At 46.9% G+C, this 24,220-nt stretch carries 19 protein-coding genes; 14 read left to right on the top strand and 5 right to left on the bottom strand.

Going from position 1 to position 24,220, the window contains the following annotated elements; all coding sequences use genetic code 11:
• The first annotated feature begins 514 nt into the window (after positions 1–514).
• From QUB68_RS00360 to QUB68_RS00370, 3 genes are read left to right on the top strand one after another with little or no spacing between them, the layout of a single operon-like run.
• Positions 515–2,560 (top strand): ATP-binding protein, encoded by a 2,046-nt coding sequence (locus QUB68_RS00360; RefSeq protein WP_332988305.1) that lies wholly within the window; start codon positions 515–517, stop codon positions 2,558–2,560.
• The gene (locus tag QUB68_RS00365; protein ID WP_332988307.1) at positions 2,553–3,887 is read left to right on the top strand and encodes a beta-propeller domain-containing protein; all 1,335 of its coding nucleotides are present in this window, start codon (positions 2,553–2,555) and stop codon (positions 3,885–3,887) included. The genes QUB68_RS00360 and QUB68_RS00365 overlap by 8 nt, the downstream gene beginning before the upstream one ends.
• A gap of 12 nt (positions 3,888–3,899) precedes the next feature.
• On the top strand, positions 3,900–4,106 hold the full coding sequence (locus QUB68_RS00370; protein ID WP_332988309.1) for a hypothetical protein: 207 nt from the start codon (positions 3,900–3,902) through the stop codon (positions 4,104–4,106).
• Between the two features lie 37 nt (positions 4,107–4,143).
• Here QUB68_RS00370 and QUB68_RS00375 read toward each other — a convergent pair whose 3' ends face one another.
• Entirely contained in the window at positions 4,144–4,365 is a 222-nt protein-coding gene (locus tag QUB68_RS00375; protein ID WP_332988310.1) for a hypothetical protein, read from the bottom strand.
• Positions 4,366–4,414: 49 nt separating this feature from the next.
• Here QUB68_RS00375 and QUB68_RS00380 point away from each other — a divergent pair, with 49 nt between their 5' ends.
• Entirely contained in the window at positions 4,415–4,993 is a 579-nt protein-coding gene (locus QUB68_RS00380; protein WP_332988312.1) for a transposase, read from the top strand.
• A 363-nt stretch (positions 4,994–5,356) separates the two neighbouring features.
• On the opposite strand, the gene QUB68_RS00385 is transcribed toward QUB68_RS00380, so the two are convergent.
• A complete protein-coding gene (locus QUB68_RS00385; protein WP_332988313.1) occupies positions 5,357–7,915 on the bottom strand; it encodes a PhoD-like phosphatase in 2,559 nt (852 codons plus the stop codon).
• A gap of 150 nt (positions 7,916–8,065) precedes the next feature.
• On the opposite strand from QUB68_RS00385, the gene QUB68_RS00390 reads away from it, so the two are divergent.
• The 3 genes from QUB68_RS00390 (at position 8,066) to QUB68_RS00400 (ending at position 13,552) form a co-directional block, all read left to right on the top strand.
• On the top strand, positions 8,066–10,231 hold the full coding sequence (locus QUB68_RS00390) for a CBS domain-containing protein (protein WP_332988315.1): 2,166 nt from the start codon (positions 8,066–8,068) through the stop codon (positions 10,229–10,231).
• Between the two features lie 962 nt (positions 10,232–11,193).
• Positions 11,194–12,060, top strand: a complete 867-nt coding sequence (gene bchL / locus QUB68_RS00395; RefSeq protein ID WP_332988317.1) for a ferredoxin:protochlorophyllide reductase (ATP-dependent) iron-sulfur ATP-binding protein — start codon at positions 11,194–11,196, stop codon at positions 12,058–12,060.
• 34 nt (positions 12,061–12,094) lie between these two features.
• Complete coding sequence (locus QUB68_RS00400) at positions 12,095–13,552, top strand: DUF5331 domain-containing protein (protein WP_332988320.1); 1,458 nt, start codon at positions 12,095–12,097, stop codon at positions 13,550–13,552.
• Here the strand turns inward: QUB68_RS00400 and QUB68_RS00405 are convergent.
• The gene (locus QUB68_RS00405) at positions 13,545–13,673 is read right to left on the bottom strand and encodes a hypothetical protein (RefSeq protein ID WP_332988323.1); all 129 of its coding nucleotides are present in this window, start codon (positions 13,671–13,673) and stop codon (positions 13,545–13,547) included. The genes QUB68_RS00400 and QUB68_RS00405 overlap by 8 nt on opposite strands.
• 361 nt (positions 13,674–14,034) lie before the next feature.
• Here QUB68_RS00405 and QUB68_RS00410 point away from each other — a divergent pair, with 361 nt between their 5' ends.
• From QUB68_RS00410 to QUB68_RS00440, 7 genes are all read left to right on the top strand, one after another.
• The gene (locus tag QUB68_RS00410; RefSeq protein ID WP_332988325.1) at positions 14,035–15,444 is read left to right on the top strand and encodes a ferredoxin:protochlorophyllide reductase (ATP-dependent) subunit N; all 1,410 of its coding nucleotides are present in this window, start codon (positions 14,035–14,037) and stop codon (positions 15,442–15,444) included.
• A gap of 364 nt (positions 15,445–15,808) precedes the next feature.
• On the top strand, positions 15,809–16,438 hold the full coding sequence (locus QUB68_RS00415) for a hypothetical protein (protein WP_332988327.1): 630 nt from the start codon (positions 15,809–15,811) through the stop codon (positions 16,436–16,438).
• Positions 16,435–17,886 (top strand): 7-cyano-7-deazaguanine synthase, encoded by a 1,452-nt coding sequence (locus QUB68_RS00420; protein WP_332988329.1) that lies wholly within the window; start codon positions 16,435–16,437, stop codon positions 17,884–17,886. The genes QUB68_RS00415 and QUB68_RS00420 overlap by 4 nt, the downstream gene beginning before the upstream one ends.
• A gap of 16 nt (positions 17,887–17,902) precedes the next feature.
• Entirely contained in the window at positions 17,903–19,102 is a 1,200-nt protein-coding gene (locus QUB68_RS00425) for an XRE family transcriptional regulator (RefSeq protein ID WP_332988330.1), read from the top strand.
• 16 nt (positions 19,103–19,118) lie between these two features.
• On the top strand, positions 19,119–19,667 hold the full coding sequence (locus QUB68_RS00430; protein ID WP_332988332.1) for a hypothetical protein: 549 nt from the start codon (positions 19,119–19,121) through the stop codon (positions 19,665–19,667).
• A gap of 219 nt (positions 19,668–19,886) precedes the next feature.
• Positions 19,887–20,945 (top strand): hypothetical protein, encoded by a 1,059-nt coding sequence (locus tag QUB68_RS00435; RefSeq protein ID WP_332988335.1) that lies wholly within the window; start codon positions 19,887–19,889, stop codon positions 20,943–20,945.
• A gap of 56 nt (positions 20,946–21,001) precedes the next feature.
• Entirely contained in the window at positions 21,002–21,631 is a 630-nt protein-coding gene (locus QUB68_RS00440; protein WP_332988337.1) for a retropepsin-like domain-containing protein, read from the top strand.
• Between the two features lie 5 nt (positions 21,632–21,636).
• On the opposite strand, the gene QUB68_RS00445 is transcribed toward QUB68_RS00440, so the two are convergent.
• Complete coding sequence (locus QUB68_RS00445; RefSeq protein WP_332988339.1) at positions 21,637–23,115, bottom strand: DUF5009 domain-containing protein; 1,479 nt, start codon at positions 23,113–23,115, stop codon at positions 21,637–21,639.
• Between the two features lie 43 nt (positions 23,116–23,158).
• A complete protein-coding gene (locus tag QUB68_RS00450; protein WP_332988341.1) occupies positions 23,159–24,085 on the bottom strand; it encodes a polysaccharide deacetylase family protein in 927 nt (308 codons plus the stop codon).
• Positions 24,086–24,220: the final 135 nt, after the last annotated feature.

Here is a 24,220-nt window from a genome sequence, read left to right on the forward strand (position 1 = left end):
CCGTTACCCGAAATCAGGACACGGCAGTGCCGTTTCCCTACAATCATTAATCCGGTGGTGGTTGGAGTCGATCGCGCGCCGGAGATTTTGGGGTAGGGAAACGGCATTGCCGTCTCCTCTTTTGCCGTGTTGCCGATGGTTGAATTCGATCGCACGATGGCTTACGCCCCGCTACGCTACAACAATTTCACCATCAAATTCGGTTGATTTCACCCGTTACCCGAAATCAGGACACGGCAGTGCCGTTTCCCTACAATCATTAATCCGGTGGTGGTTGGAGTCGATCGCGCTACGACAATTTCACCATCAAATTCGGTTGATTTCACCCGTTACCCGAAATCAGGACACGGCAGTGCCGTTTCCCTACGGGGGATTTAAGGAAAAGGACACGGCAGTAAGGAAAAGGACACGGCAGTGCCGTTTCCCTACGGGATTTATTTCGTGAGTGCGATCGACCTTGTGGCAATTCTGTCACCGCGCTAAACTACGGCAAAGTCAGAAAAATATTTAATTTATGCCACAGATAGATTTAGCAATATTTAAAACTAGGTTGGTTGGATGCGGCGCGGTGATGACTGTCGGGCAGGTTATTGCTAATGTCCTGAGTGGATCGGGGCCTTTGGCTGAGGCCGCAGCCGGGATGATTGGTGGCCCGATCGCAGTTGTGGGTGTTTCTGCATTATCGACGATTGCTGCTAGTTTGGCTGGAGATATGGTGTCTGCGGATATCGGCAACAAAATGGTCGATCGCTTGGCTAAGAATAAGCATATCCTGGACAATCACGATTTGACTAGGGCGGCGGGTGAGGCGATCGGCTATATTCTCAAGTCGGTGGCGCGATCGACTGAATTAAAAGAACTTGCCAAATCTAAGCATCTGCCTTCGCCTGAAACAGAACTCAACCAATTAGCCGAGGAAAGTATTACATATTGGCTCAATATTAACACACAAATTACAGATTTGTCAAGTGTTTTAAAGATTTCGGAAGACCAACTTACTAAGATATTTTCTGCTGATAACTTTGATGAAGTTACGGGATTGACTGCGGAAGATTGGGGGATTTTTGTCAACAGATTCGCGGCGAGTGAATGTAAATCCTTCGATGGTGAAATTGTACAGTTTGTGGCGCAGAAACTGCACGCAACTTTCCCGCAAGCGTTTCGGGAAGTGCTGAAACAGGATGCCGAGACTGGTGGGCAGAAGTTTGCGGCGATGGTGTTGAATCTGCATCAAGTTGCTTTGGCCGAGCTCAAAGATTTGGGGCTGCAAAATCGCGAAATCCTCGACAAATTGGAGGCTGTGGCAACTCAGCAGCAGATTTGTCAAGTGATGGCGAAATTGGCATCAATAGAAATTGGCATCCGATCCGATTTAGGGCAAATCCAGGATTTGCTGCAAAGATTAGTTGATACTTCCGCGCCCCGATTGCCGCTTCCCTACGAGTGCGAGACGATTATTAATGAGAAAGTTCAAGACTTTACCGGCCGGAAATTTGTGTTTGACGCAATGATCCGCTTCTTGCTGGACAATCCGAAAGGCTATTTTGTTTTAGAAGCCGAACCGGGAGTCGGCAAAAGTTCAATTATGGCGATGTTTGTGTTGCTGCTGAAGCGCCACTGTATTGTTCATTTTAACTCGCAATCTCAAGGCACTGTCAAGCCAAAGCAATTTCTGCAAAATGTCTGCACTCAGTTAATTCAAGTTTTCAAACTGGATTATCCAAGATTGCCGGAGAATGCGACGACAGATGGCAATTTTTTAAGTCGGTTGTTGGGGGAAGTTAGCGCTAAATTGGGCGGGCAAAAGTTGATTTTTGTGGTGGATGCGCTGGATGAAGTTGATTTGACGGATCAGGGAAAAGGTAGCAATGTCCTCTATTTGCCGGATGCTTTGCCCGATAATGTTTATTTTATTGTCTCGAAACAGCCGAAAACTCTGCCTTTGCCAAATCATCAGGTTTTCGATTTGATGCAATATAATGCCGAAAGTCTGGAAGATGTCAAGGCTTATATTGAAAAACGCACCAGCCATAGTTTGTCAATTCAGGATTGGATTAATCGTCAAAATTTGAGCCGGGAACAGTTTGTGGCAGTTGTGGCAGAGAAAAGCCAAAATAATTTTATGTACCTCCGCTATGTGCTGAATGATATCGAGAGAGACAAGTACAGCGATGTCAGTTTGAAAGATTTGCCGAGGGAGTTGGAAGGATATTATCTGAAGTATTGGGGGCGGATGGAAATGGCGGTTAAGGATAAAGAATTGCGCCGCCGCAAGTTGAAGGTTATTTATTTGTTGACTAAAGTTCGCAAGCCTGTTTCCTGCGATATTGTGGCGGATTTTGCTGAGGAAGATGCCTTAGACGTGCAGGAAGTTCTGGATGATTGGGAGCAGTTTTTGCGGCGCAGCAGCGATACTTCTCCTGATTACAGTATTTATCACGCGAGTTTCCAAAAGTTTCTCCACCGCATAGATGTGGTGCAGAAAGCTGGGGTGTCGCTGCGGGATATCGAAACGGCGATTTCTGATAATTTGTGGGAGGATTTGTACGGCGATGAGTAAGTTTAAACAAAAGTTGGGGAAAATGTCGCGGCAAAAGCGGCTTTATGCTTTGGAAACTCTGCCGGGGCATTTGGCAGATACTGTTCAAGGGGAAAGGCTGCATCAGTTGTTGACGGATTTCGATTTCATTGAGGCGAAGTTGGAGGCGTTGGGGGTACAAGCGCTAATTGAGGATTACGATTTAGCGATAATTTCTGATGTGTTGCTGTCGGGGGAGCAAGGTGAAACTCTGAGATTGATTCAAGGGGCAATTCGCAAGTCGGCGCATATTTTGGAAAAGGATAAAACGCAATTGGCAGTGCATTTGTGGAGTCGGTTGGTGGATTTTGAAATACCTGAGATTCAGGAAATAGTGGAACAAGCTAAGCATTCGAGAAAAAGTCCCTGCCTGTGGCCTTTGAAGCCTAATCTGGAAAGGGCAAATGAGGGTGCGCTGCGGACGCTTGTCGGTCATAGTAGCGTGGTAAGTGCAGTGGCGATCGCACCAGACGGTAAAACCGCGATTTCCGCTTCAAGGGATGAAACCCTGAAAATCTGGGACACCGAGACAGGCCAGGAACTGAAAACTCTCACGGGTCATAGTAAGTCGGTAAATGCAGTGGCGATCGCACCGGACGGAAAAACCGCGATTTCCGCTTCAGAGGATCAAACCCTGAAAATCTGGGACATCGAGACAGGCTCAGAACTGAAAACTCTCACGAGTCATACTTTCTGGGTAAGAGCAGTGGCGATCGCACCAGACGGAAAAAGAGCGCTTTTGGCTTCAATGGATAAAACCCTAAAAGTCTGGGACATCGACAGCGGCACCTTTCTTACAACCTTCACAGGTCATACTGACTATGTAACAGGAGTCGCGATCGCACCGAACAGCCTCACAGCAATTTCGGCTTCAAAGGATAGAAGGCTAAAAGTCTGGGATTTGCTTAGTGGCAACGAACTCATAACTCTCACAGGTCATACTGGCTATGTAAAAGCGGTCGCGATCGCACCAGACAGAAAAACAGCGGTTTCTGGTTCATCCGATAAAACCCTAAAAGTCTGGAACGTCGAGAGTGGCACAGAAATTAGAACTCTCATCGGTCATACTGAGGAGGTAACCGCAGTGGCGATCGCACCGAATGGCAGAACCGCAATTTCCGCTTCATCGGATAAAACCCTGAGAGTCTGGGACATCGACAGCGGTGAGGAGGTTGCTAGTTTCAGCGGAGAGGATTTGTTCAATTGCTGTGCTATTGCATCTGATGGAGTGACAGTCGTAGCGGGCGATGCGTTGGGCTGGGTGCATTTCCTGCGTTTGGAGGGAAGGGGGGATTTGGGCGATGTTTGAGAGCAATGGGCGATGAATTTTTGGGGTAGGGAAACGGTACGGTGCGGTGTCCGACTTTGCGGTGTTGTCGGTGGTTACATCCGATTGTGCGATCGGGCGATCGATCTTTCGGGGAATGGGCGATTTTGGGGAAAATGTGCGATCGGGCGATCGGGCGATCGGGCGATCAGGCAAATTCATGATTCAGTGCGGTTAATTTTACCCGTTACCCGAAATTAGGACACGGCAGAAATTCGGAGACGGCAGTGCCGTGTCCCTACGGATGTGGGTGGTGATGTTTGATTTTTCGTGAAGAAATTCGGAGACGGCAGTGCCGTGTCCCTACGGATGTGGGTGGTGGTGTTTGATTTTTTGTGAAGAAATTCGGAGACGGCAGTGTCGTGTCCCTACGGATGTGGGTGGTGGTTTTGTGCGATCGGGCGATCGGGCGACATTTTGGGGGTAGGGACAAAGGCCAAGCCGTCTCCTCTTCTGCCATGTTATCGATACAATGATTAATGAAAGAGAGACTATTCTATTTTAATATCATGCCTTACGACCCCCAAAAACACCACCGCCGTACTGTGCGTCTTAAAGGATACGATTATACTCAACCGGGCGTTTATTACATTACCATTTGCACCAATGAACGACAATGTATATTCGGCGAAGTAATTGACGGTAAAATGCAATTAAATCTTTTAGGTCATCTTGCCCACACTTGTTGGCTAGACATTCCCAATCATTTTCCCCGGTTTGACTTAGATACATTTGTGATTATGCCCGATCATGTGCATGGACTTTTGGCGATCGTTGACAATACCCCCGTAAACACACAGCCAAGGCCTGTCTCTACCCGCGAACAATTTGGTCAACCCGTTCGCGGTTCAATTCCTACCGCAATCCGTTCCTATAAAGGTGCTGTTACCAGATTCATTCATAGGTTCTGCGAAACAACAGAAGTTCCTGTCTGGCAAGATGGTTTTTATGAATCAATTATCCGCGATGAAGAAACTTTGAATTGCAAAAAGCAATACATCACCAACAATCCTCAACGTTGGAGCGAAAATCCTGATAAATTAGAATATCATAAAAATCACCCTAGTTTGTTAGATTCGCGTTTTTAAAGAAATTCGGAGCAAAAATTCATAAATTCGGACACGGCAGTGCCGTTTCCCTACAAATTGGGCGGTGGTTAAATATGATTGTGCGATTGACAAATTCACCCCGGTTAATTTTACCCGTTCCCCGAAATTCGGACACGGCAGTGCCGTTTCCCTACAAATCAGGCGGTGGTTAAAGATGATTGTGCGATCGATTATTTTGGGGTAGGGACAAAGGCCAAGCCGTCTCCTCTTCTGCCGTGTCGCCGATGGTGATGTGCGATCGCGCGATCGATTATTTTGGGGTAGGGAAACGGCACTGCCGTGTCCTCCTCTCCTCTGCAGTCACATCGCCCAAACAATTAAATTTAAAGGCAAAACACCACATCAATCAACCTTAGACTCATCCAATCCCAGCGGCACAAAATATTGACTGTAAACCACACTATCCGGCTCCCAAAGAGGCCGCCAATAAACATTTTGTATCACCGCTTTCTCACCATCACCCTCAGCAGGCCACTGAAAACTGACGATCGCAATATTGCTATATCCCACAATCTCATCACCCTCTTGCAGCCAGCGATTGCGCCACAACAGCGATATCAAATTCCATAACCTATGCAGCAGCGGCAATTGTTTATTTTTATGCGACCTGCTTGACGGCTCACCATTTTCATGCTGCAAAAACAGCCGAGCTTTTTGCCGTTTCACCCAATCAACTCGATAACCCCAATCAGGCAAAGATTGCCTATCCCTCACAGGAGCAGCCAAAGCTTTCTTCCTGCCAAATTTCGGAATAGTTACCAACTCCAGCGGCTCATTCCATCCCAAACATTCATGCGATCGCTCAGGAAACAGCGACTTAATCTTAGTATGAACAACATGAGTTTTCCACTCCTCATTAATAAAAGCACTAGCAGTCAACTGCGCCAACACAGACGATTGGCGATTCAACTTAGATCCAGGTGGCAAACACTCAATCTCAGGGCGACAATCGCCAAAATGACAATCCGACCAATAACTCAGCCGCACCGCCGCAGCATAGTGAATATCCCCCGTCAAAACAATCACCCGATCGCGCTGCCGAAAAAACTCCGACAACAGCTTCACAAAAGCCAACTCATGAAAATTCCAAGCATCCCCCGCATCACTATTAAAAACCTTCCCCTGTTCCACATCCCGCCTTTGCACCGCATCAATAATCCACAAACCCACCAAATTAGTCGGCACCACAACCAGCGTCGCCTCGATCGCAAATTCCCCAGTTTTATTCAGCAAATCAGTCTCCCGCAAAGGCTGCTGAATTTGCTCCTCAAAACCCTTGTGAGTCAAAAGCATCGGTGGATCGATCGCACTTTCCACCGGATAGCCCCGCCAAGTCCGCGTATCCAGCACAATCACCTCATGCTTAAAACTTCTCACAGTAAAATGCCAACTCAAAACCTCACCTACACCCTCGCCATCCCGATCCAAAATCAAAACATCATCATCTAACTTAAACTTCGGCAAACCAGTCTCAATATCAACCGCAGGAATCCCCAAATACGAAGCCGCCTCCTCCCAAACAGCAACATCAGTCCCCGCCGAATCCGACCACTTTTCAGTAGCCTTTAATAACTTATCTCCTACTCTTCCATCCTCGAACTGTGCGGGCATATTTCCCCAACCTTGAAACACAGCATAAGCCAGCAAAGCATTCTGCACCACCCGGCGGCCCAGCGACTTACCCAGCACCCGATAACACCACTCCCGATTCAAATACCAATCATCGCTAACATCATGATCGTCACAAATCATATAAGTAGGAATATTTGCCAGCGCCCGCCTCACCCTCCACAAATTGCGAACAAAACCATCAAGTTCAACAACTTCTTTGTCCCAGATTTTCACCTCCTTAGACTCTTGACAAATATCCTTACCCTTCGGAAAACTCGCGCACCAAAGCACAGGAGACCAAACTAACAAATACATCGCGCAATATTCCCCCAAACCAAACAAGTGACTTTTAGACTTGTCGGGTTTATTTACCAACATCGCCGTAAAGCCACCAAAATCTCTGGCAATATCGCTGCGAGTCCCCGGCTGTAACTCAATTGGTTTTTTGTACCCAGACTCAGCATTAGACGCTTTCTGAATTGGCGCCTCTCTAAAAATTTCCCTTTTTGCGCCAACTACATTTTCTTTTTCCAAATTTCTAGGTATACTGGTACACAAATTCTTTTTAATTTGGGCATCATTCATCAGGGGCAGATTCTCTTCCCAGCCCAACAGCGTATCGCCAGCGTCAGTCAAAGCCCACAGCATCGCATCAGCAACGTCGTCGCCGTAAATTTGGTCACCTGTTAAAAACAGTTGGTGGGGCCGGAAATTTGCCATTCCTGCAAATTGTTCGATCGCATTATCCAAAATTGGCAGCGCATCTCTGCCACCTCCGTGGGGCTTGCGACAAGAACCATGGACTATACGCAAATAGTTTAAATCCCTCGGTGGCAGGGCAAAAGTCGGCAACCCGTGAGCGAAATAACCGATCGCCTCCGGGCCCAAAACCGATAAATCAGGGGAAGTCGGCCACAGACAAGAAAGGAGATTTTCCTTCTCATTTTCTGGGACTCCCACCGACGACGACTCGCGATCCCGATCAAACTCAATGTCATAAGCATAAATTTGTCCATATGTCAAGACATTGCTGTTAATTGGTTTAGCCGTCACCGCCACTACGTGCAGATATTTGCCAAGCTGCACAGTAGATTTTGCACCTTGCAGCAACGGCACATCGACAATTTCGCCGATGCCGCCCTTAGTCGAATAAACCTTGAGTTCGACTTCCCGCGCTGCTTTCAGAGCCAGCCAAACTGTCACTTCCCCAGTTTCAGTCCGGCGCAAAATCGGGCCCGCAAGGATCAGCGGCAAGTGATGAATTCGATGACTTAAGGGCGTCCAAGACATAGGCATTAAAAAATAAAAATTAAATCAGGGGTTTTCTAGCAATCAGATTTTAGGCGATCGAACATCTGTCACTCACTTAATTAATGCTAAGTCTGCCCATCCATGTCCGCCAAATTGTAACAATTCATTAAGTAAAATTAATAATCAACCATGCTACAAGAAAATTTACAACATTTCTTAGATTCAGTTCCGCAGCTAGCAATTAAAACATCAGAACCCCCTGTAGAAGCCAACAGCCCACCAATCTACTTGTCACCTTTAGATCGATCGATCGATCGCCACCCGCTGACAGTGGCTCCAGAAACCCCGATCGCCAAAGTCTTAGCTCTCATGAACCCGATGCGCGTCTCCTGTCAGCTTTGCGGCGAAAAACAAAAGGGTGTTCCCACCCCCGCCAAGCGCAGTTGCGTCTTAGTCGTGGAAGACTCGCGCCCGATCGGCATTTTTACAGAACGAGATATCGTCAAGCTAACTACCCTTGCCAATTGTGCGATCGGACTGACAATTGCTGACGTAATGACTCGATCGCCCATTACCCTCACACAATCCGAGTCTCAAGATATTTTCACAGCCATCTTCACCTTGCGCCAGCACCAGATCCGGCATTTGCCCGTAGTCGATGAGGAGTCGCGACTGATCGGCATTATCACCCGCGAAGCCATTCACGAAGCCCTGCAACCGGTCAACTTGCTGACCAATTTGCGCTGTGCTGCCGATGTAATGACAAAAGAAGTCATTTCGGCGCCCAAGACTGCCTCAGCCCTCGATTTAGCCCAACTCATGGTCAAACATCAATCCCGTTGCGTGGTGATTGTCGAAGACCAAATTCAGCATCCACAGCGGATCGACAAGCGAGAAAATTACCCAATGCCGATCGGCATTGTCACCGAGCGCGACATTGTGCAGTTTCACGCCCTGGAATTAAACCTCTGCCAAATCTCGGCGGCTGAGGCGATGAGTGCGCCTTTATTTTGCATATCTCCCACCGATTCTCTCTTCCGCGCCCACCAGTCCATGCAGCGGCACGGAGTCCGCCGTTTGGTAGTAGTTGGCAGTCACGGAGAACTTTTGGGCGTTGTCTCTCTCACAAGTTTGCCGCAAGTTTTTAACCAATCGGAAATGTACGGGACGATCGAGCTTTTGCAGCAAGCAGTAGACGATAGAGCCGCCCAATTGCAGAAAACCAACGAACTTTTGCAACAAGAAATTTTAGAGCGGCAGCGCGCCCAAGAAGCCCTGCGCCAAGCTCACGACGACTTAAAAAAACAAGTAGAAGAGCGCACCGCCCAACTTTTAGAATCAAATGAATTATTGAGACGAGATATTATCAAGCGCCAGCGAGTCGAAGAAGTGCTGCGAAAAAAGCAAACTTGTTTGAAAAATCAAGCGCAGCAATTAGAGGAAACTGTGCGAAAGTTGCAGCAAACTCAAAGTCAATTAGTCCAAACCGAAAAAATGTCTTCCTTGGGACAAATGATTGCCGGTATCGCTCACGAAATTAACAATCCGGTTAATTTTATCTACGGCAATCTTTCCCACACCAGTCATTACATCAAAGAATTGATTCAACTCTTAGACCTTTACCAAAAGCACTATCCCGAACCAGCCTCGGAAATTCAGGAAGCAGCAGCAGAGATGGAAATCGATTTTTTGGTGGAAGACTTATCTAAGATGTTGTCTTCGATGCAATCGGGCACCGAGCGCATTCGCCAAATAGTTTTGTCGATGCGTAATTTTTCGCGATCGGATCAATCTAACATCAAGCTCGTTGACATTCACGAAGGACTCGACAGCACTTTGCTAATTTTGCAGCATCGGCTCAAAGCTCAAGGCGGACATCCAGCTATTCACATTATTAAAGAATACGGCAAGCTACCCCAAATCCAGTGCTGTGGCGGCCAGCTAAATCAGGTGTTTATGAATATTCTCGGCAATGCGATTGATGCTTTGGATGAAGAAATCCACAACGGGGAATGGGCTAGGAGAAATGGCAAAAATTCCCCGCCGTCAATTCCTAGTTCTCCATTGACTCTTCCGGCTATTACAATTCGCACTGAAGTTGTTGGGGATTTTGTAGCAATCCGCATTTCCGACAACGGCGGGGGCATACCGGATGAGATTCGCCGCCAACTATTTGACCCGTTTTTTACCACCAAACCAGTCGGTAAGGGTACGGGGTTGGGACTGTCGATTTCTTACCACTTAGTTGTGGAAAAGCACGGGGGGCGGCTCGACTGCGTTTCGGAAGTTGGACTGGGCACTGAGTTTGCGATCGAAATTCCGATCGTCAGAAGTCAGTTGGCAGTTGACAGTTGACAGTGGGCAGTGGGCAGTGGGCAGTGGGCAGTGGGCAGTTGGCAGTGGGCAGTGGGCAGTTGGCAGTGGGCAGTGGGCATTAATTAATCAAAAAAAACTGAAAACTGACCACTAACAAATGAAAACTGTATTTCGCGATCGCACTTGCGCCCTCAGAAACCAGGTTTCTTAGTATATTTCTCGTTACCCAACGCAAAACTCGCAGAAACCGTGTTTCTAGCCACCGATGTGTAATCCGTAAACAGACAACAGAAAACAAACAACAGAAAACTGTCAACTTTTCGCTGCCCATTGTCAACTGTCCACTGCTTACTTACTGTCAACTGCCCACTGCCCACTGCCCACTGCCCACTGCCCACTGCCCATTGTCAACTGTCCACCAATTCCTAAAAATTCACAATTTTTTACACAAAACTCAAAACCCTACCAAAATCACCCCCAACAGCCGAAAGCTAAGATCACTTTGCCCTCCCCAGCCCCAATTAATCCAACTCACTCTCGCCTTTACCTCATCCACCAGCGCCTTTGTACCCCTTCGAGTTACCCGCACAAGCCATCAAATGCCTGCATCAAGGCCCCAAAGCCAAAAGCCGAGATTGTTTGATAAGTTAATTTTTGTTTTATTTTTGTACCTCTTTATATTAAAAAAATATTCTAAAATCTATTTAAAATCTAAAAAAAATCTAAAAATAGATTCGTAAATCAAAAAAGCAGCTAAGATTCCCAAAGAGGCAAAATAAACACAATTACTAGCATTTTCATTTTGATGCCCCCTTTCTTTTCCTCGCAAGTTAGCTAATAATGCTTTCAAAGAGGTGACGCAGGCCTGCTCGTAACTTGACAGTAAGGGCATTGCAGTTAAGTGCAGTTGGGCGCAGTTGGTCGGATTTGGGCGATCGCAACATCAAAGCGTCAAACCCCAGCCCCGATAGTTTTGATAGAAACCTATAGGAGAACAAACAGTGAAACTCGCAGTTTACGGAAAAGGTGGAATTGGCAAATCGACAACAAGCTGCAACATCTCCGTTGCCCTAGCCAAGCGCGGCAAAAAAGTTTTGCAAATCGGTTGCGATCCAAAGCATGACAGCACATTTACCCTCACGGGCTTCTTGATCCCCACAATTATTGACACCCTTCAGGAAAAGGACTATCACTACGAAGACGTTTGGCCCGAAGATGTCATCTACAAAGGCTACGGCGGCGTTGACTGCGTAGAAGCAGGCGGCCCCCCCGCAGGAGCTGGTTGCGGCGGCTACGTAGTCGGCGAAACCGTGAAACTGCTCAAAGAACTCAATGCCTTCGAGGAATACGACATCATCCTGTTCGACGTGCTCGGCGACGTAGTGTGCGGCGGTTTTGCAGCCCCATTGAACTACGCCGACTACTGCATGATCGTCACCGACAACGGGTTCGACGCCTTATTCGCAGCCAACCGCATCGCCGCCTCAGTCCGCGAAAAAGCCCGCACTCACCCGTTGCGCCTCGCCGGTTTAATTGGCAACCGCACCTCCAAGCGCGACTTGATCGACAAGTACATCGAAACCGTACCCATGCCGGTGCTGGAAGTGCTGCCGCTGATTGAAGACATCCGCGTTTCTCGCGTCAAAGGCAAGACTTTGTTTGAAATGGCCGAGAGCGATCCCTCCCTCAACTACGTCTGCGATTACTACCTCAACATCGCCGACCAAATCTTGGCAATGCCCGAAGGAGTAGTGCCCAACGACACACCCGATCGCGAATTATTCTCCTTACTGTCAGATTTTTATCTAAATCCTGTTCAACCAGTGGTCAAGAAGGAGGAAGATGAGCTAGACCTGATGATGGTTTAATAGGTCTAGCGATCAGGATGAGGATAAAGAGGTTATGGCTTTTTTTGATACTTTTTCAGTTGCTCTCAAACAGAAGTGGTTGGACTACTACCAGGTGAATCGAGCTTGGCTGCTCCTGCACATGACGGCTGACAACACGGTCGCCACACCCGACGGCGGGAAAAGGCCTGTTTCTTACCTCATCCTGGGAATTGCGGCTGCCCTGGAGCCGGAACTCCAGCAATTAATGCTGCCCTTCTCAAGACTCAAGCCGGATGCAGATAGCCTGATCGAAGTGTTGGGGCTAAATTTTGACCCGGACATCGCGCTGGGTATGCCCTCAGCTACCCTGCCACAGACTGCTGGCCAATCTCCAACTCTCACACCACCCGCAGCAGCTCAAACTGCAACTGCTGCACCCGCAGCTCAAACTGCAACTGCTGCACCCGCAGCTCAAACTGCAACTGCTGCACCCGCAGCTCAAACTGCAACTACTGCACCCGCAGCAGCTCAAACTGCAACTGCTGCACCCGCAGCTCAAACTGCAACTGCTGCACCCGAAACGGCCAAATCTAATAAATTAGGCGGTGCGGCCCTAGCAGCAGCCGGAGTAGTCGCCGGAGTCGCCGGAGTCGCCGGTCTGGCGGCTGCTGCATCAGCACTCAGACCCGACGAAGAAGCAGTCTCCGACTTTGACCTAGACGATGACGAAGAAGAAGCAGTCTCCGACTTTGACCTAGACGATGACGAAGAAGAAGCAGTCTCCGACTTTGACCTAGACGATGATGAGGAAGAAGCAGTCTCCGACTTTGACCTGGACGATGACGAGGAAGAAGCAGTCTCCGACTTTGACCTGGACGATGATGAGGAAGAAGCAGTCTCCGACTTTGACCTGGACGATGACGAGGAAGAAGCAGTCTCCGACTTTGACCTGGACGATGATGAGGAAGACGAAGCCTCGGCTTTGGACAATCTGAGTCTGGGCGACGATGACGAAGACGCCGTATCTGACTTCGATATGGGCGACGATGACGAAGACGCCGTATCTGACTTCGATATGGGCGACGATGACGAAGACGCCTTATCTGACTTCGATATGGGCGACGATGACGAGGAAGAAGAAGCCTCGGCTTTGGGCGGTCTCGACCTCGGCGATGACGAGGAAGACGAAGCCTCAGAATTTGGGACTTTGACTTCTGGGGATCTCGAATCGGGGATATCCGACCCGTTTGGGGAAGAAGATGCAGATTTTGTCGCCGAAGAAATACCCGATCCGTTTGGGGCCAAGACCTCTGATGACCTAGATCTGGATCTGGGCGACTTGGACGAAGATGGTCTTGACGATTTCTCTGTATCTGATGACGATGATCTTGACGATCTCGGACTTGACGATCTTGGGGAAGCAACTACCGGAGATCCTGATGAAGATGATTTAGATGCTCTAGGTCTGGGCGATTTGGACTCTGAGGATGAGGATGAAGAAATTTCGGGCTTTTTGTCGGATTTTAAGTGAGGTTGTGGCGATCGCCCAAATCTCTCTTAGTCTTCAAGTTTCCCCATCTATTGGTGATACCCTTTTTCCCCAAGAATCCAACTGTAGGCTCGTGTTCTAAACCGCGAGCTTCATCAGTCATTCCTAATCGAAAATCGCCAATCGAAAAGCGAAAATGGTATGAGTTGTGAGTTGCGAGTTGTTAATTTTTAATTAACTCAAACTCACAACTGCCACAAGGCTTTTACCTTAGCAAGTTGAAAAACACTAAATCCCTGCTGTGAGGGATTATTCACCCTCGCGCAGAATTTTTTATCTCAAATTTTGGCGGCGGTTGCAGAAATATTGAGTGGGCTGCATCTATTTTTCAGAGTAATTAGGGTCTGCACTAGGTATTTCTATTATTGTTTGCTGCGTCGCGATCGCCAAAAACAGATATTTGCTCGATCGCGCACAAGTCCAATTCGATCCAAAAAACAATTTAAAAGGAGAACATTTGAGATATGACTGCTATTACTACTACCGAACCAGAAGCTTTAAACTTTGAATGCGAAACAGGCAATTATCACACATTTTGTCCGATTAGCTGCGTAGCTTGGCTTTATCAAAAAATTGAAGATAGCTTTTTCCTAGTCATCGGTACCAAGACTTGCGGCTACTTCTTACAAAACGCTATGGGCGTGATGATTTTTGCCGAACCGCGCTATGCGATGGCTGAGCTGGAAGAGGGCGATATTTCCGCTCAATTAAACGATTATGACGAGTTGAAGCGGCTGTGCTTGCAGATTAAGCGCGATCGTAATCCCAGTGTAATCGTCTGGATAGGCACCTGCACCACCGAAATCATCAAAATGGACTTGGAAGGGTTAGCACCGAAACTCGAAGCAGAAATCGGCATTCCCATCGTCACAGCCCGCGCTAACGGCCTAGATTACGCTTTCACCCAAGGGGAAGACACCGTTTTAGCAGCAATGGCCGCTAAATGTCCTGAGAAAGCGCCCGTGATGGAATCTCAGAAACAAGAACGCAATGCCATCTCTCAACTGCTGAATTTCGGTAAGAAAAAAGAGGAAGTTGCAGCAGATGAATCCGAATATGTCAAGCACACGCCGCTGGTACTTTTCGGTTCATTGCCCGACCCAGTTGTCACCCAGCTAACCTTAGAATTGAAGAAGCAAGGCATCAAAGTTTCCGGTTGGCTTCCTTCCAAACGCTACACTGAATTGCCAGTTTTGGAAGAAGGCTATTATGTATCTGGCATGAATCCGTTCTTGTCCCGTACGGCTTCTACGTTGATGCGCCGTCGTAAGTGTAAGCTAATTGGTGCTCCATTCCCGATCGGGCCAGACGGAACTCGCGCTTGGATTGAAAAGATTTGCTCTGTTTTGGGCATTGAACCAAAAGGTTTAGACGAAAGAGAAGCGCAAATCTGGGCTGGTTTAGAAGATTACCTGCAAATCATTCGTGGCAAATCAGTCTTCTTTATGGGCGACAACTTGCTAGAGATTTCTTTAGCACGTTTCTTGATTCGCTGCGGCATGACTTGCCCAGAAATCGGCATTCCTTACATGGACAAGCGCTATCAAGCAGCCGAGTTAGCGCTGTTAGAAAAAACTTGTCACGAGATGGGTGTTCCCACACCTCGGATTGTCGAAAAACCAGACAATTACAATCAGCTTCAGCGGATTTACGCGCAGAATATTGACTTGGTGATTACTGGTATGGCTCACGCTAATCCTTTGGAAGCGCGCGGGATTAATACTAAGTGGTCTGTTGAGTTTACTTTCGCTCAGATTCACGGCTTTGGTAATGCGCGGGATATTTTGGAGTTGGTGACTCGTCCGTTGCGCCGGAATAATTCGCTGAAGGATTTGGGTTGGGGTAATTTGGTGAAGAATGAGGCTAAGGTTTAATCGCTTTTAGCCTTGATTAAAAACCCGGTTTCTCCAAGAAACCGGGTTTTTTTAGTATAAAATTACTGGACATTTAATGAACAACTGTTACTACAACAGCCATAGGTCTTTTTTTGAGTCAAGCCAATTTGCGGGACTCGTCCGTTAAATAGTGCGATCGCCCGTCTGTTGCTGCGAGGAGGGGGGATTAGGTGTGCGATCGAATTGCCACTGACGCTCCTCCTCATCTCCGAGTATGGGCTATACCCAATCTTGCAAATCTCTATCCTGACATTTTCTGTTATTTTTCTAGCTTAATGGTTGACATTGGCAGAAAGATTGGCTAGCATGATAGAACCCAACTCCGAGCCTTGGAGGTTCGATCATGCCCGACGGAGATATCGTTCATAGTCAGCTTTCCGGGCTTTACCAGAAGCCGTATAAGTGGCTTTGTGAAGGAAAAGCCAACAGCAGTGAATATGCTTGGGTTGTGAAGGATGCTCTGATACGGGACATCAAGACAAATTACGGTATTGTGGCGGTCAAATACGCCAAGCAAATGGGAGAGATGTTGAGACAGATGATGAAAAATGTTAGCCAGCATAGCTCTGTGAATTGGGCTGCTTTAAGCACGGAGATCGATCGACAGGTAGGACAAGCGAAAGTTAAGCATCATGTCCAAGAACTACTCCGTCGTGCTGGAAAGGGAATCCTCCATGAATGTCGCTACAACCATAAAGCAGAAACTAGCAATTTGCCGGAAGCTGTTGTAGAGCGGTTATTCCAAGAAGTGTACAAGGCAAAATTTGAGCAACGCATTCCGCTGACACCCAATCACCATGCTGATGTTGATAACGCGACCGTTACAGAGCGTGTTGAGGCCATCCGTCCAGATATGTTAGCCGATATCAGTAAATGGGCGAAGAAGGCTACTGCGAATGAGGATGTGAAAAACCTGCGACGGTCTCCACCCGAGAAGGTGAAAGAGATAGACCTTGATGAGGATCTGCTATGAACTACAAACCTTCGATTGAGCAGAGCCTTGACGATAGTGATTGCAGCAATTACACCTTGCAGTTTGAACCTGTATCGAACAGTAATGGATCTGTGCGCTTCATAGATCGCTCTCAGGGTAAAGAGGTAAATGTTGGCATCAATGTGGATGATGAGGCATTCGGGTATCGGGTTCAGGCAGAGTTTCCAGCCATCATTGCCGACCTCGTTGACCTCGCCGTTGCAATCCATGCTTCAGACCGCCTTGCGCCCCAAAATTTGAGCGGAAAGCCACGTCGTCTTCAAGTGGTGCTTCCAGTACGTCATCCGGAATTACTGAACGCCGAACCGTTCCGGACAAAGCTGGAACACCTTCTTGGATGGGCGACTGGGAGCGAATGGGTTTTCGACTTCCAAAGAAGGGTCACACCGGAACGTTTTGTTAAGCAGCAATTAGTTTTGCCAATAATACCTCAAGGCTGTGAAGTGGCGCTTTGGAGTGGTGGACTTGATGCCCTTGCGGGTCTGTACACTCGTCTTCGGATATATCCAGAAAAGCCGTTCGTGCTGTTTGGAAGTGGCAGTAACAATAGTGTCTATGCCCGCCAGGGACGAGTAGCAAAAAAGGTTGAGTCCATCTTCTCGGGTCGTTGTCATCTTTTCCGCGTCCCGATCCGCTTCCACGATAGCGATGTGCAACACAAGAACAAACGTTCGCGTGCGCGAGGTGTTGTATTCACTCTGCTTGGTGCCGCGTGTGCCTACCTAATGAATCGGCGGGTTCTCTGCGTGTATGAGAATGGGATTGGGGCGATCAACCTTCCTTACCGCGCATCTGCTGTAGGACTGGATCACTCTCGCTCTGTTCACCCACTGACTTTACTTATGGTGAGCGATGTCGTCTCAGAACTTTTGGGAGAAGAGTTCCGCGTAAAAAATCCATTTCTCTTCTGGACTAAAGCCAAAATGTGCAAAGCATTGGCTGAAGACGGGAGAAACGACTTGCCGCCGCTAACTATGTCATGCGACAGCCCACATCGCCAGCAGCCGATTCAGTGTGGTTACTGTTCCTCTTGTCTTTTAAGACGACAAGCGCTTGCTGCTACCTATATAAAAGATCGAACGCGCTATGTAGTGCTTCACGGAAACCGCCCGCCAAAGGAGTCCAGTTTGCATCTCGATCATATGCTTGTGCAGGTTAACACCCTCCGAAATTTGCTTGATGTATCAGATGAAATGGGTATTCAGTGGGAAGCTTTAACCCGAGAATTTCCAGTGCTTGATGATATCGTCGATCGCGGCGCTATCTCAGAAAGCCTACTGCCCGCTGATATGCGGAGCCACCTGATTCAGCTTTATCGAAACTATGTTTCTGAATGGGATACAGTCAAATCCGAAATTGCGGTCGATCGATTGAATCAACATGGCAAACAACAGGTATTGAACAGACACGCAGTCAAAGCTCAGTAAAGTTGAGGAAAAATGTATGACTAGCAACATCCTTGACAACATCGATCTGCGAACGCTTGGGGAACTCCTTCAACAGGCACGTAAAAAATGCGGTATGACTCAGTCTGATGCGGCTAACATCATTGATGTTGCACGTACCACTATAGTTGCGATCGAGAAAGGAGAACGCCGCCTTAAGGCAACCGAACTGATTAAACTCGCCCGCGCCTATGGGCGCTCCGTCAGCGACTTTGTTCGATCTCGTCCGGTAATCCAACCTTTTGAGATGCAGTTTCGGGCAGCCTATCAGCGCAGTGAAGGGGAAGAGTTACACATTGAACCAGCAATCATGCGTCTGGAGGAGTTGTGTCGGAATTATTTAGAGCTTGAAGAGATGATGTCCGCACCGCTTCCCCAGAACTATCCTCCTGAGTATCAAGTAACGAATATGCCACTCAAGGCTACTGCCGAGAGCATCGCAGTTGCAGAGCGCCAGCGGCTTGGGCTGGGAGATGGCCCTATTTTACGTCTGCGGGACATCTTAGAGCAGGATGTGGGACTCCGCATCTTCTATCTAGAGATGCCAGCAAAATACTCAGGGGTTTACAGCTACGATGAACGCCTTGGCGGTTGCATCGCAATCAATGCTAATCATCCAGAGGAGCGGCGGCGTTGGTCACTGGCTCACGAATACCTTCACTTTCTCGCACATCGTCGAAAAGCCGTGTTGGAATTTGAAGGTCAGTATCAGCGAGTTCCAGAAAGCGAACGACTCGCCGACACTTTCCCAAAATATTTCCTGATGCCGACTAGCGGCTTGTTCAAGCGATTCAACGATATGTGCCGCACGCATGGCAAGTTCACTCCGACTCATCTATTCACACTAGCGCATTACTACGGTGTGTCCATAGAAGCGCTTGCTTATCGGTTAGAAGAAATGGAACTTGTGCGGGCTGGAACTTGGGATCGATTGCGCGATCGCGGGTTGAAAGTCAGAAAGGTACAAAAGGATCTTGGCTTAGAGGACATCCCACAGCGCAGTGATACGATCCCTCTCCACTATCAGCATCTGGCGATTGAGGCCTTGGATCAAGGACTGATCACTGAGGGGCGCTTTTCGGATTTCCTGAATGTCGATCGCCTGGACGCCCGTCGCATCGCAGCAGCATTGCGGGAACATTCAAGCGGAATGATGGAGGAAGCCTCTGATTTTGACCTGATCAATATGCCGGAGTAATGGGAGAAGTCAAATTATGCAAATTGTTCACTCCCACCTGATTCTTGATGCCTGTTGCGTTCTCAACTTTTGTGCTTCGGGTCAATTACTGGCAATTCTGAAGTCTATTCCTGTTCAGGTTGCAGTCACCCAAGTTGTTCGAGAACAAGAGTTAAAAACGCTCCAGCGTCTTGAGAGTGAGGAAAATGATGGTGCAACTCAATTCGAGGCAGCGATCGCACAAAGTTTACTTATAACCGTGGATTTTGAGTCAGAAGAGGAGGCTGAATCGTTTGTGAATTACGCCGCTATTTTAGGTGACGGCGAGTCAGCGACCGGTGCGATCGCGGTTAACCGAGAATGGGCAATTGCGACGGATGATAAACGGGCGATATCGTTTTTTCGGAAAGAGACACCACAGATTCAGGTTTTATCAACCCTAGAGATAGTTAAGCATTGGTCAGAGGAAGCAGGTGTTGATTCGCCAACACTACGCTATGTACTCAATTTAATTCGAGTTAAAGCGCGATATATGGCACCTAAAAGCGACCCTTTGCGAAGTTGGTGGGAAACGGCGATGAAGTGACGCTGAAAGTTAAAGCTGAGCAGTAGTTGAAGGGCAAATATTAAAAAATTAATGTGAAGGCGAGAGAGTTTTTTTGTTGACCCCTGATTAACGCAGATAAAAAGGTCGATCGCGCTTTCCCCCCAACCCTTCCAGAATAAGAGCCCAGACATCTGTAACACGATCGCACAAAACGCCGCCTATAATCAAAACTAGCCTCTCATCACTTACAGAATCGCCATGAATCGAGACAACCAGAAAATCAGCTATTCAGAGAAAACAGAACGTCTCAGAGTCATCACTAAGTTTATCAAAACCGTGACACCGATGATTTGGACGATCGTCATTCTCGTGGTTATTATTCCACTTGCAGGTAATTTTATTATTTCCAAGTCACTAACAAATACTGCAACCACAGCAGTTGTAGTCTCGCCGCCCCACGATTTCAGCAAAGTCAACCAAGACGTTAAAAACGCCATCCAAACAGCCCATACAACAGCCGAGACTTTCGCATCAAAAGAATTGGACAAATGGGAAACCGAAGTAATTGCACGAGTAGACAATAGCTTTCTCGATTGGTACTTCGATTACTTCAATCAAAAAAAGATGGAATTTACAGTACCTTTCAACTTCGTCAAATCAGCCGTACTCAACCGATTTGACATGACAGCAGCATCTCGTGCTGTTTCCGAAAAATTAACCGAAGACTTCCAAAGAGAATTTGCTAACCGCGTCCTGCTCCCCAAAAACGCTCAATTGAAATTCCAATTAATTACTCAAGATACGGCTAACTTGTACATAGCCGAAGTGAGCAATAACGTAAAAGTAGTTCAAAACAATTATAACATACCTCAAGTACAATGGGACAAATATCTCAACGATATTGCCACCACAATTAGCGACAAAGGAAACATCTCAAATTTATCATTAAAAGCATTAGTGGGCGGCAGCGGTTACTTAATTGCTAAACCATTAATATTGGGAGTAGCAGTCAAAGTCGGCAGCAAAGTTACGGCAAAAGTTGCTAGCAAAGCCGCCGCGAAAGTAGCAACAAAAACAGGCGGTACAGTTGCTAGTCAGTTGGGAGTAGGTTTAATCGACCCGATTGTCGGCATCGGCATTATCATCTGGGATTTGTGGGATTACAATCACACAGTCAAAGTAGAAAGACCAATTTTGCGAGAACACATTGTAAGTTACTTGAAAGATGTGAAAAAATCCCTACTCACACATCCTGAAACCGGAATCATGGCAGCAATTTATCAGTTAGAAAGTGGCATTCTCAAGTCACTTTCATAAGCGGTAACTCCCTAGGGTTTGCCAGCAAATCTCTCTAGCAAATAACAGCATCATCTATGAACAAAACTCCTGCTAAAAACGAAATCCGGGAAATGCTGCAATGGCTAAATCGGAATCGCCAGCAATTGCAACAGTATGCCCATCAATATGTTGCTTACAATGCTAACGGTACAATCGCGAATAGTGAAAACTTGCGCGAAGTTTTAGATTTAGCAGAAGCATCAGGAGAGATTTTTTCAATTTACTTAGTTCCTGGTTTTACAGCCTCTATTGTGATTTTACCGATTTATTTCCGCACGGTAAGCACCCATGAGTGGTCGCCTACCTATCAAGTAAATCTCAAGCATAAAGACTTAGCAATCAATGCTACTATGGTCGTAGATTCAGGAGCAGATTTTAGTATAATTTCACTGAAAGCAGGTCAAGATTTGGGATATGCCTTAGCGGATGGAGAACACATATCAATAGGTCAAACAATTGGGGGAACCGTTGAGTATGTTTTGCGACAGATTGAAATGACAATTGACGGACAAAATTTGATGGTTCCTACTGCTTGGATACAAAATAATACAGCAGATGTCATGCTCTTAGGGCGAGAAGTTGTGTTTGATAAGTTTAATATTGAATTTCGGCAAGCCGATGAGGAAATTATATTTACCAAACGTGAAGATGCTCTCGCCCTTTAATTATCTCACGTCCTCAAAAATAGTTTCAACCTGGTAAACAACACCACAATTAACGCCAAAATCGCCGTATATCCAAAACCCCTCAAAAACCCCATCAACGGGTCGGTTGAAGTCATCTCAATAATCACCGGTTCCCATTTATTTAAAACCAGAATCGGCCAAATAATGTTAGCAAATCCCGCATAGCCAATCATCGGATTGACCCCGTTATCAATAAATAACTGCAAAAACCATCTCTTCTGAAACACATCGATAATTATCGTCAACCCAATCAACAGAAAAATCGCCATTCCCGCCGTTACAAAAAAGTAACTCATCGTCGCTGAATCTTTCTTAATTCCCCCTTCATAAGGCTCAAACAGCAAACCCAAAACGAGCCAATAAAACCCCCATCTATAAAGGCGATTCAATAAATTTTCCGTGACATTCCCAGGCTTTCTCAACAAAACCAAGCCCCACAAACATAGCCCCACCGCCACTAATCCAGTTTGCCACATCCATCTAGCTTGCAGTCCAACTAACAAGACTAAATTGACAGCAAACATCAAAACCATAATGCTGAAATAGCGCCAACTCTTCCAGCGAGCATAATTTGCCTCTTCCGGCGAAGAATACTCTATCCACCGACCGAGCAAATCCCCGACAATCGTACCAGGAATCACCACGAACAAATACTTTAAATAATCAAATTGAAACAGCCAAGGTGCAGGAGAGTACAGCCAAACAGACTTAATCCAACCAGCATCATGGGAAGACAGCCGCGCCGCCAACAGCAAGCCCAAAAATCCCACTCGCAACCACACATTTGAACGAGTAAACAGCCAAATTATCGAGCCGAAAACGGCTACATTTGCCAGTACCATTAAGATAATATCGCTGCGGTTAAAAGAAATTCCCCTACCGTCGGGATATTTGATGTGAGATATGAAGCCAATCCCGGCACTCCAAGCAGCAAGGGTTAACCCTCCGCGCAGCCACGCCGACCACTTTTGGGGCCAGCGAACGTACATCAAGAATAATATGAAAAATCCGCACAAAGCCAGCCACCACTTTTGCGGGCTGGGTTCGTCGGGGTTAATTGTAGTTGGGCGAATGTGTTGGAGAAATATCGCAAATGATGCTAAGAAAAAGCCTCTTTGCAAAATAGAGAAAATTATTTTTTTTGTATCCCATCCCTTGGCGATGCGGCGCGACAAAGCTAGCGGTATGGCGGCGCCCATTGCAAACAAAAAGAAGGGGAAAACTAAATCAACCCAGGTTAATCCCGGCAGTTTGTTATTAAAAACGTGGTCTGGTGGTGGTAATTGAGCGTGATACATCCAGGCTGGTAAGGTTTTGCGGGCTATTGTACCTGATAAAACCATCGCTAACACTGCTAGTCCGCGCAGCGCATCCAGCGCGTTGGCGCGTTGGGAAACCGCAGCAACTGCAAAAAGGTTTTCGTTTTTTACCGTGTCTTGTGACTCTGATGTTGTGTATTCCAATGTACCTACCGATTTGTTTTAAATACTATATATTTGCAAAAATTTACTTGCGTATTAATTTGTGCAGCCAGCTTCCTGAAGCTAAGCTGCTGAGTCTTTTTGCGGAGTGTTTGGTATTGACTGTTAACCTCGAAATCCGGTATTTATTGGGTGGAAAAAACCGCAATTTTAATTTTAAACTGTCGTACAAGTAGCCGGATTTGTAGTATTTAGCAACAGATTTTTCAACTTCTTTGTTTACAGCGCCAAATGGGTAGGCTATGTGAGACGCAACTATTTGATTTGGGTCTAAATCTTGGGTGCATTTCCTCAGTCTAATTTGGTCTTGAGATAATTCTCTGTCTAATGCTGTCAGAGAAATTTTTGTGAGATTTTCGTGGTTCAGTCCGTGGGATTGAATATCATAAAATCCTTTTTGCATTCCGTCTCTTAAGTCTTGACAAGTTACCTTTTTTATGAGTGAATCTTGGCGGCCCAAGAAGCCGGAGTTGATAAATACAACTACTTGAGTTTTTTTGCCGTATTTATTTTCGAGTCTTTCTAAAATCGGCAGTAAGTGCGTATAAATGCTTTTGTTTCCATCGTCAAAGGCAATCATAACTTTTTTGCGATCGCGATATTCACTCGGCACCGGCTTTTGTGGATTGGCGATGAAATACTCGTAAAGCTCTTGGGTTGACAAAAACCAATAGTTATGGCTGACTAAATGCTCTAAAAAAGGTTCCAAATTTTGCTGGCTGTAGTCGCCGGGAAAGTCTCGCCGCTGCGGCGGTATTTCCTGGGGATTGCGAAGGTCAACAATATCGTGAAAGCCGAAAATCGGAATTTCTACTGTAATAATTTCTAAGATTGCTTGATACGTGATGAAAGTTAGGAGGAATGCTAGTAAAAATCTAATAATACGTTTTTTTCGCGGCGTCATACCGGGTTTAAAATACTCCGGCCATTTGTTGACTAAATAATTTACCATTGACAATTACAACTTCGTGAGGTATATAGTTCAGGCGGCAGTATGAGGGTTTTTCTGGTGCAGGTGCTGGAAGCCTCTAGGTTGTCGATCGCCCGTATCTGCCTTAAAGATGAGCTAGGTCAAGTCTAGCATGAT

Source organism: Microcoleus sp. A006_D1 (assembly GCF_036702805.1).
Lineage (GTDB): Bacteria > Cyanobacteriota > Cyanobacteriia > Cyanobacteriales > Microcoleaceae > Microcoleus.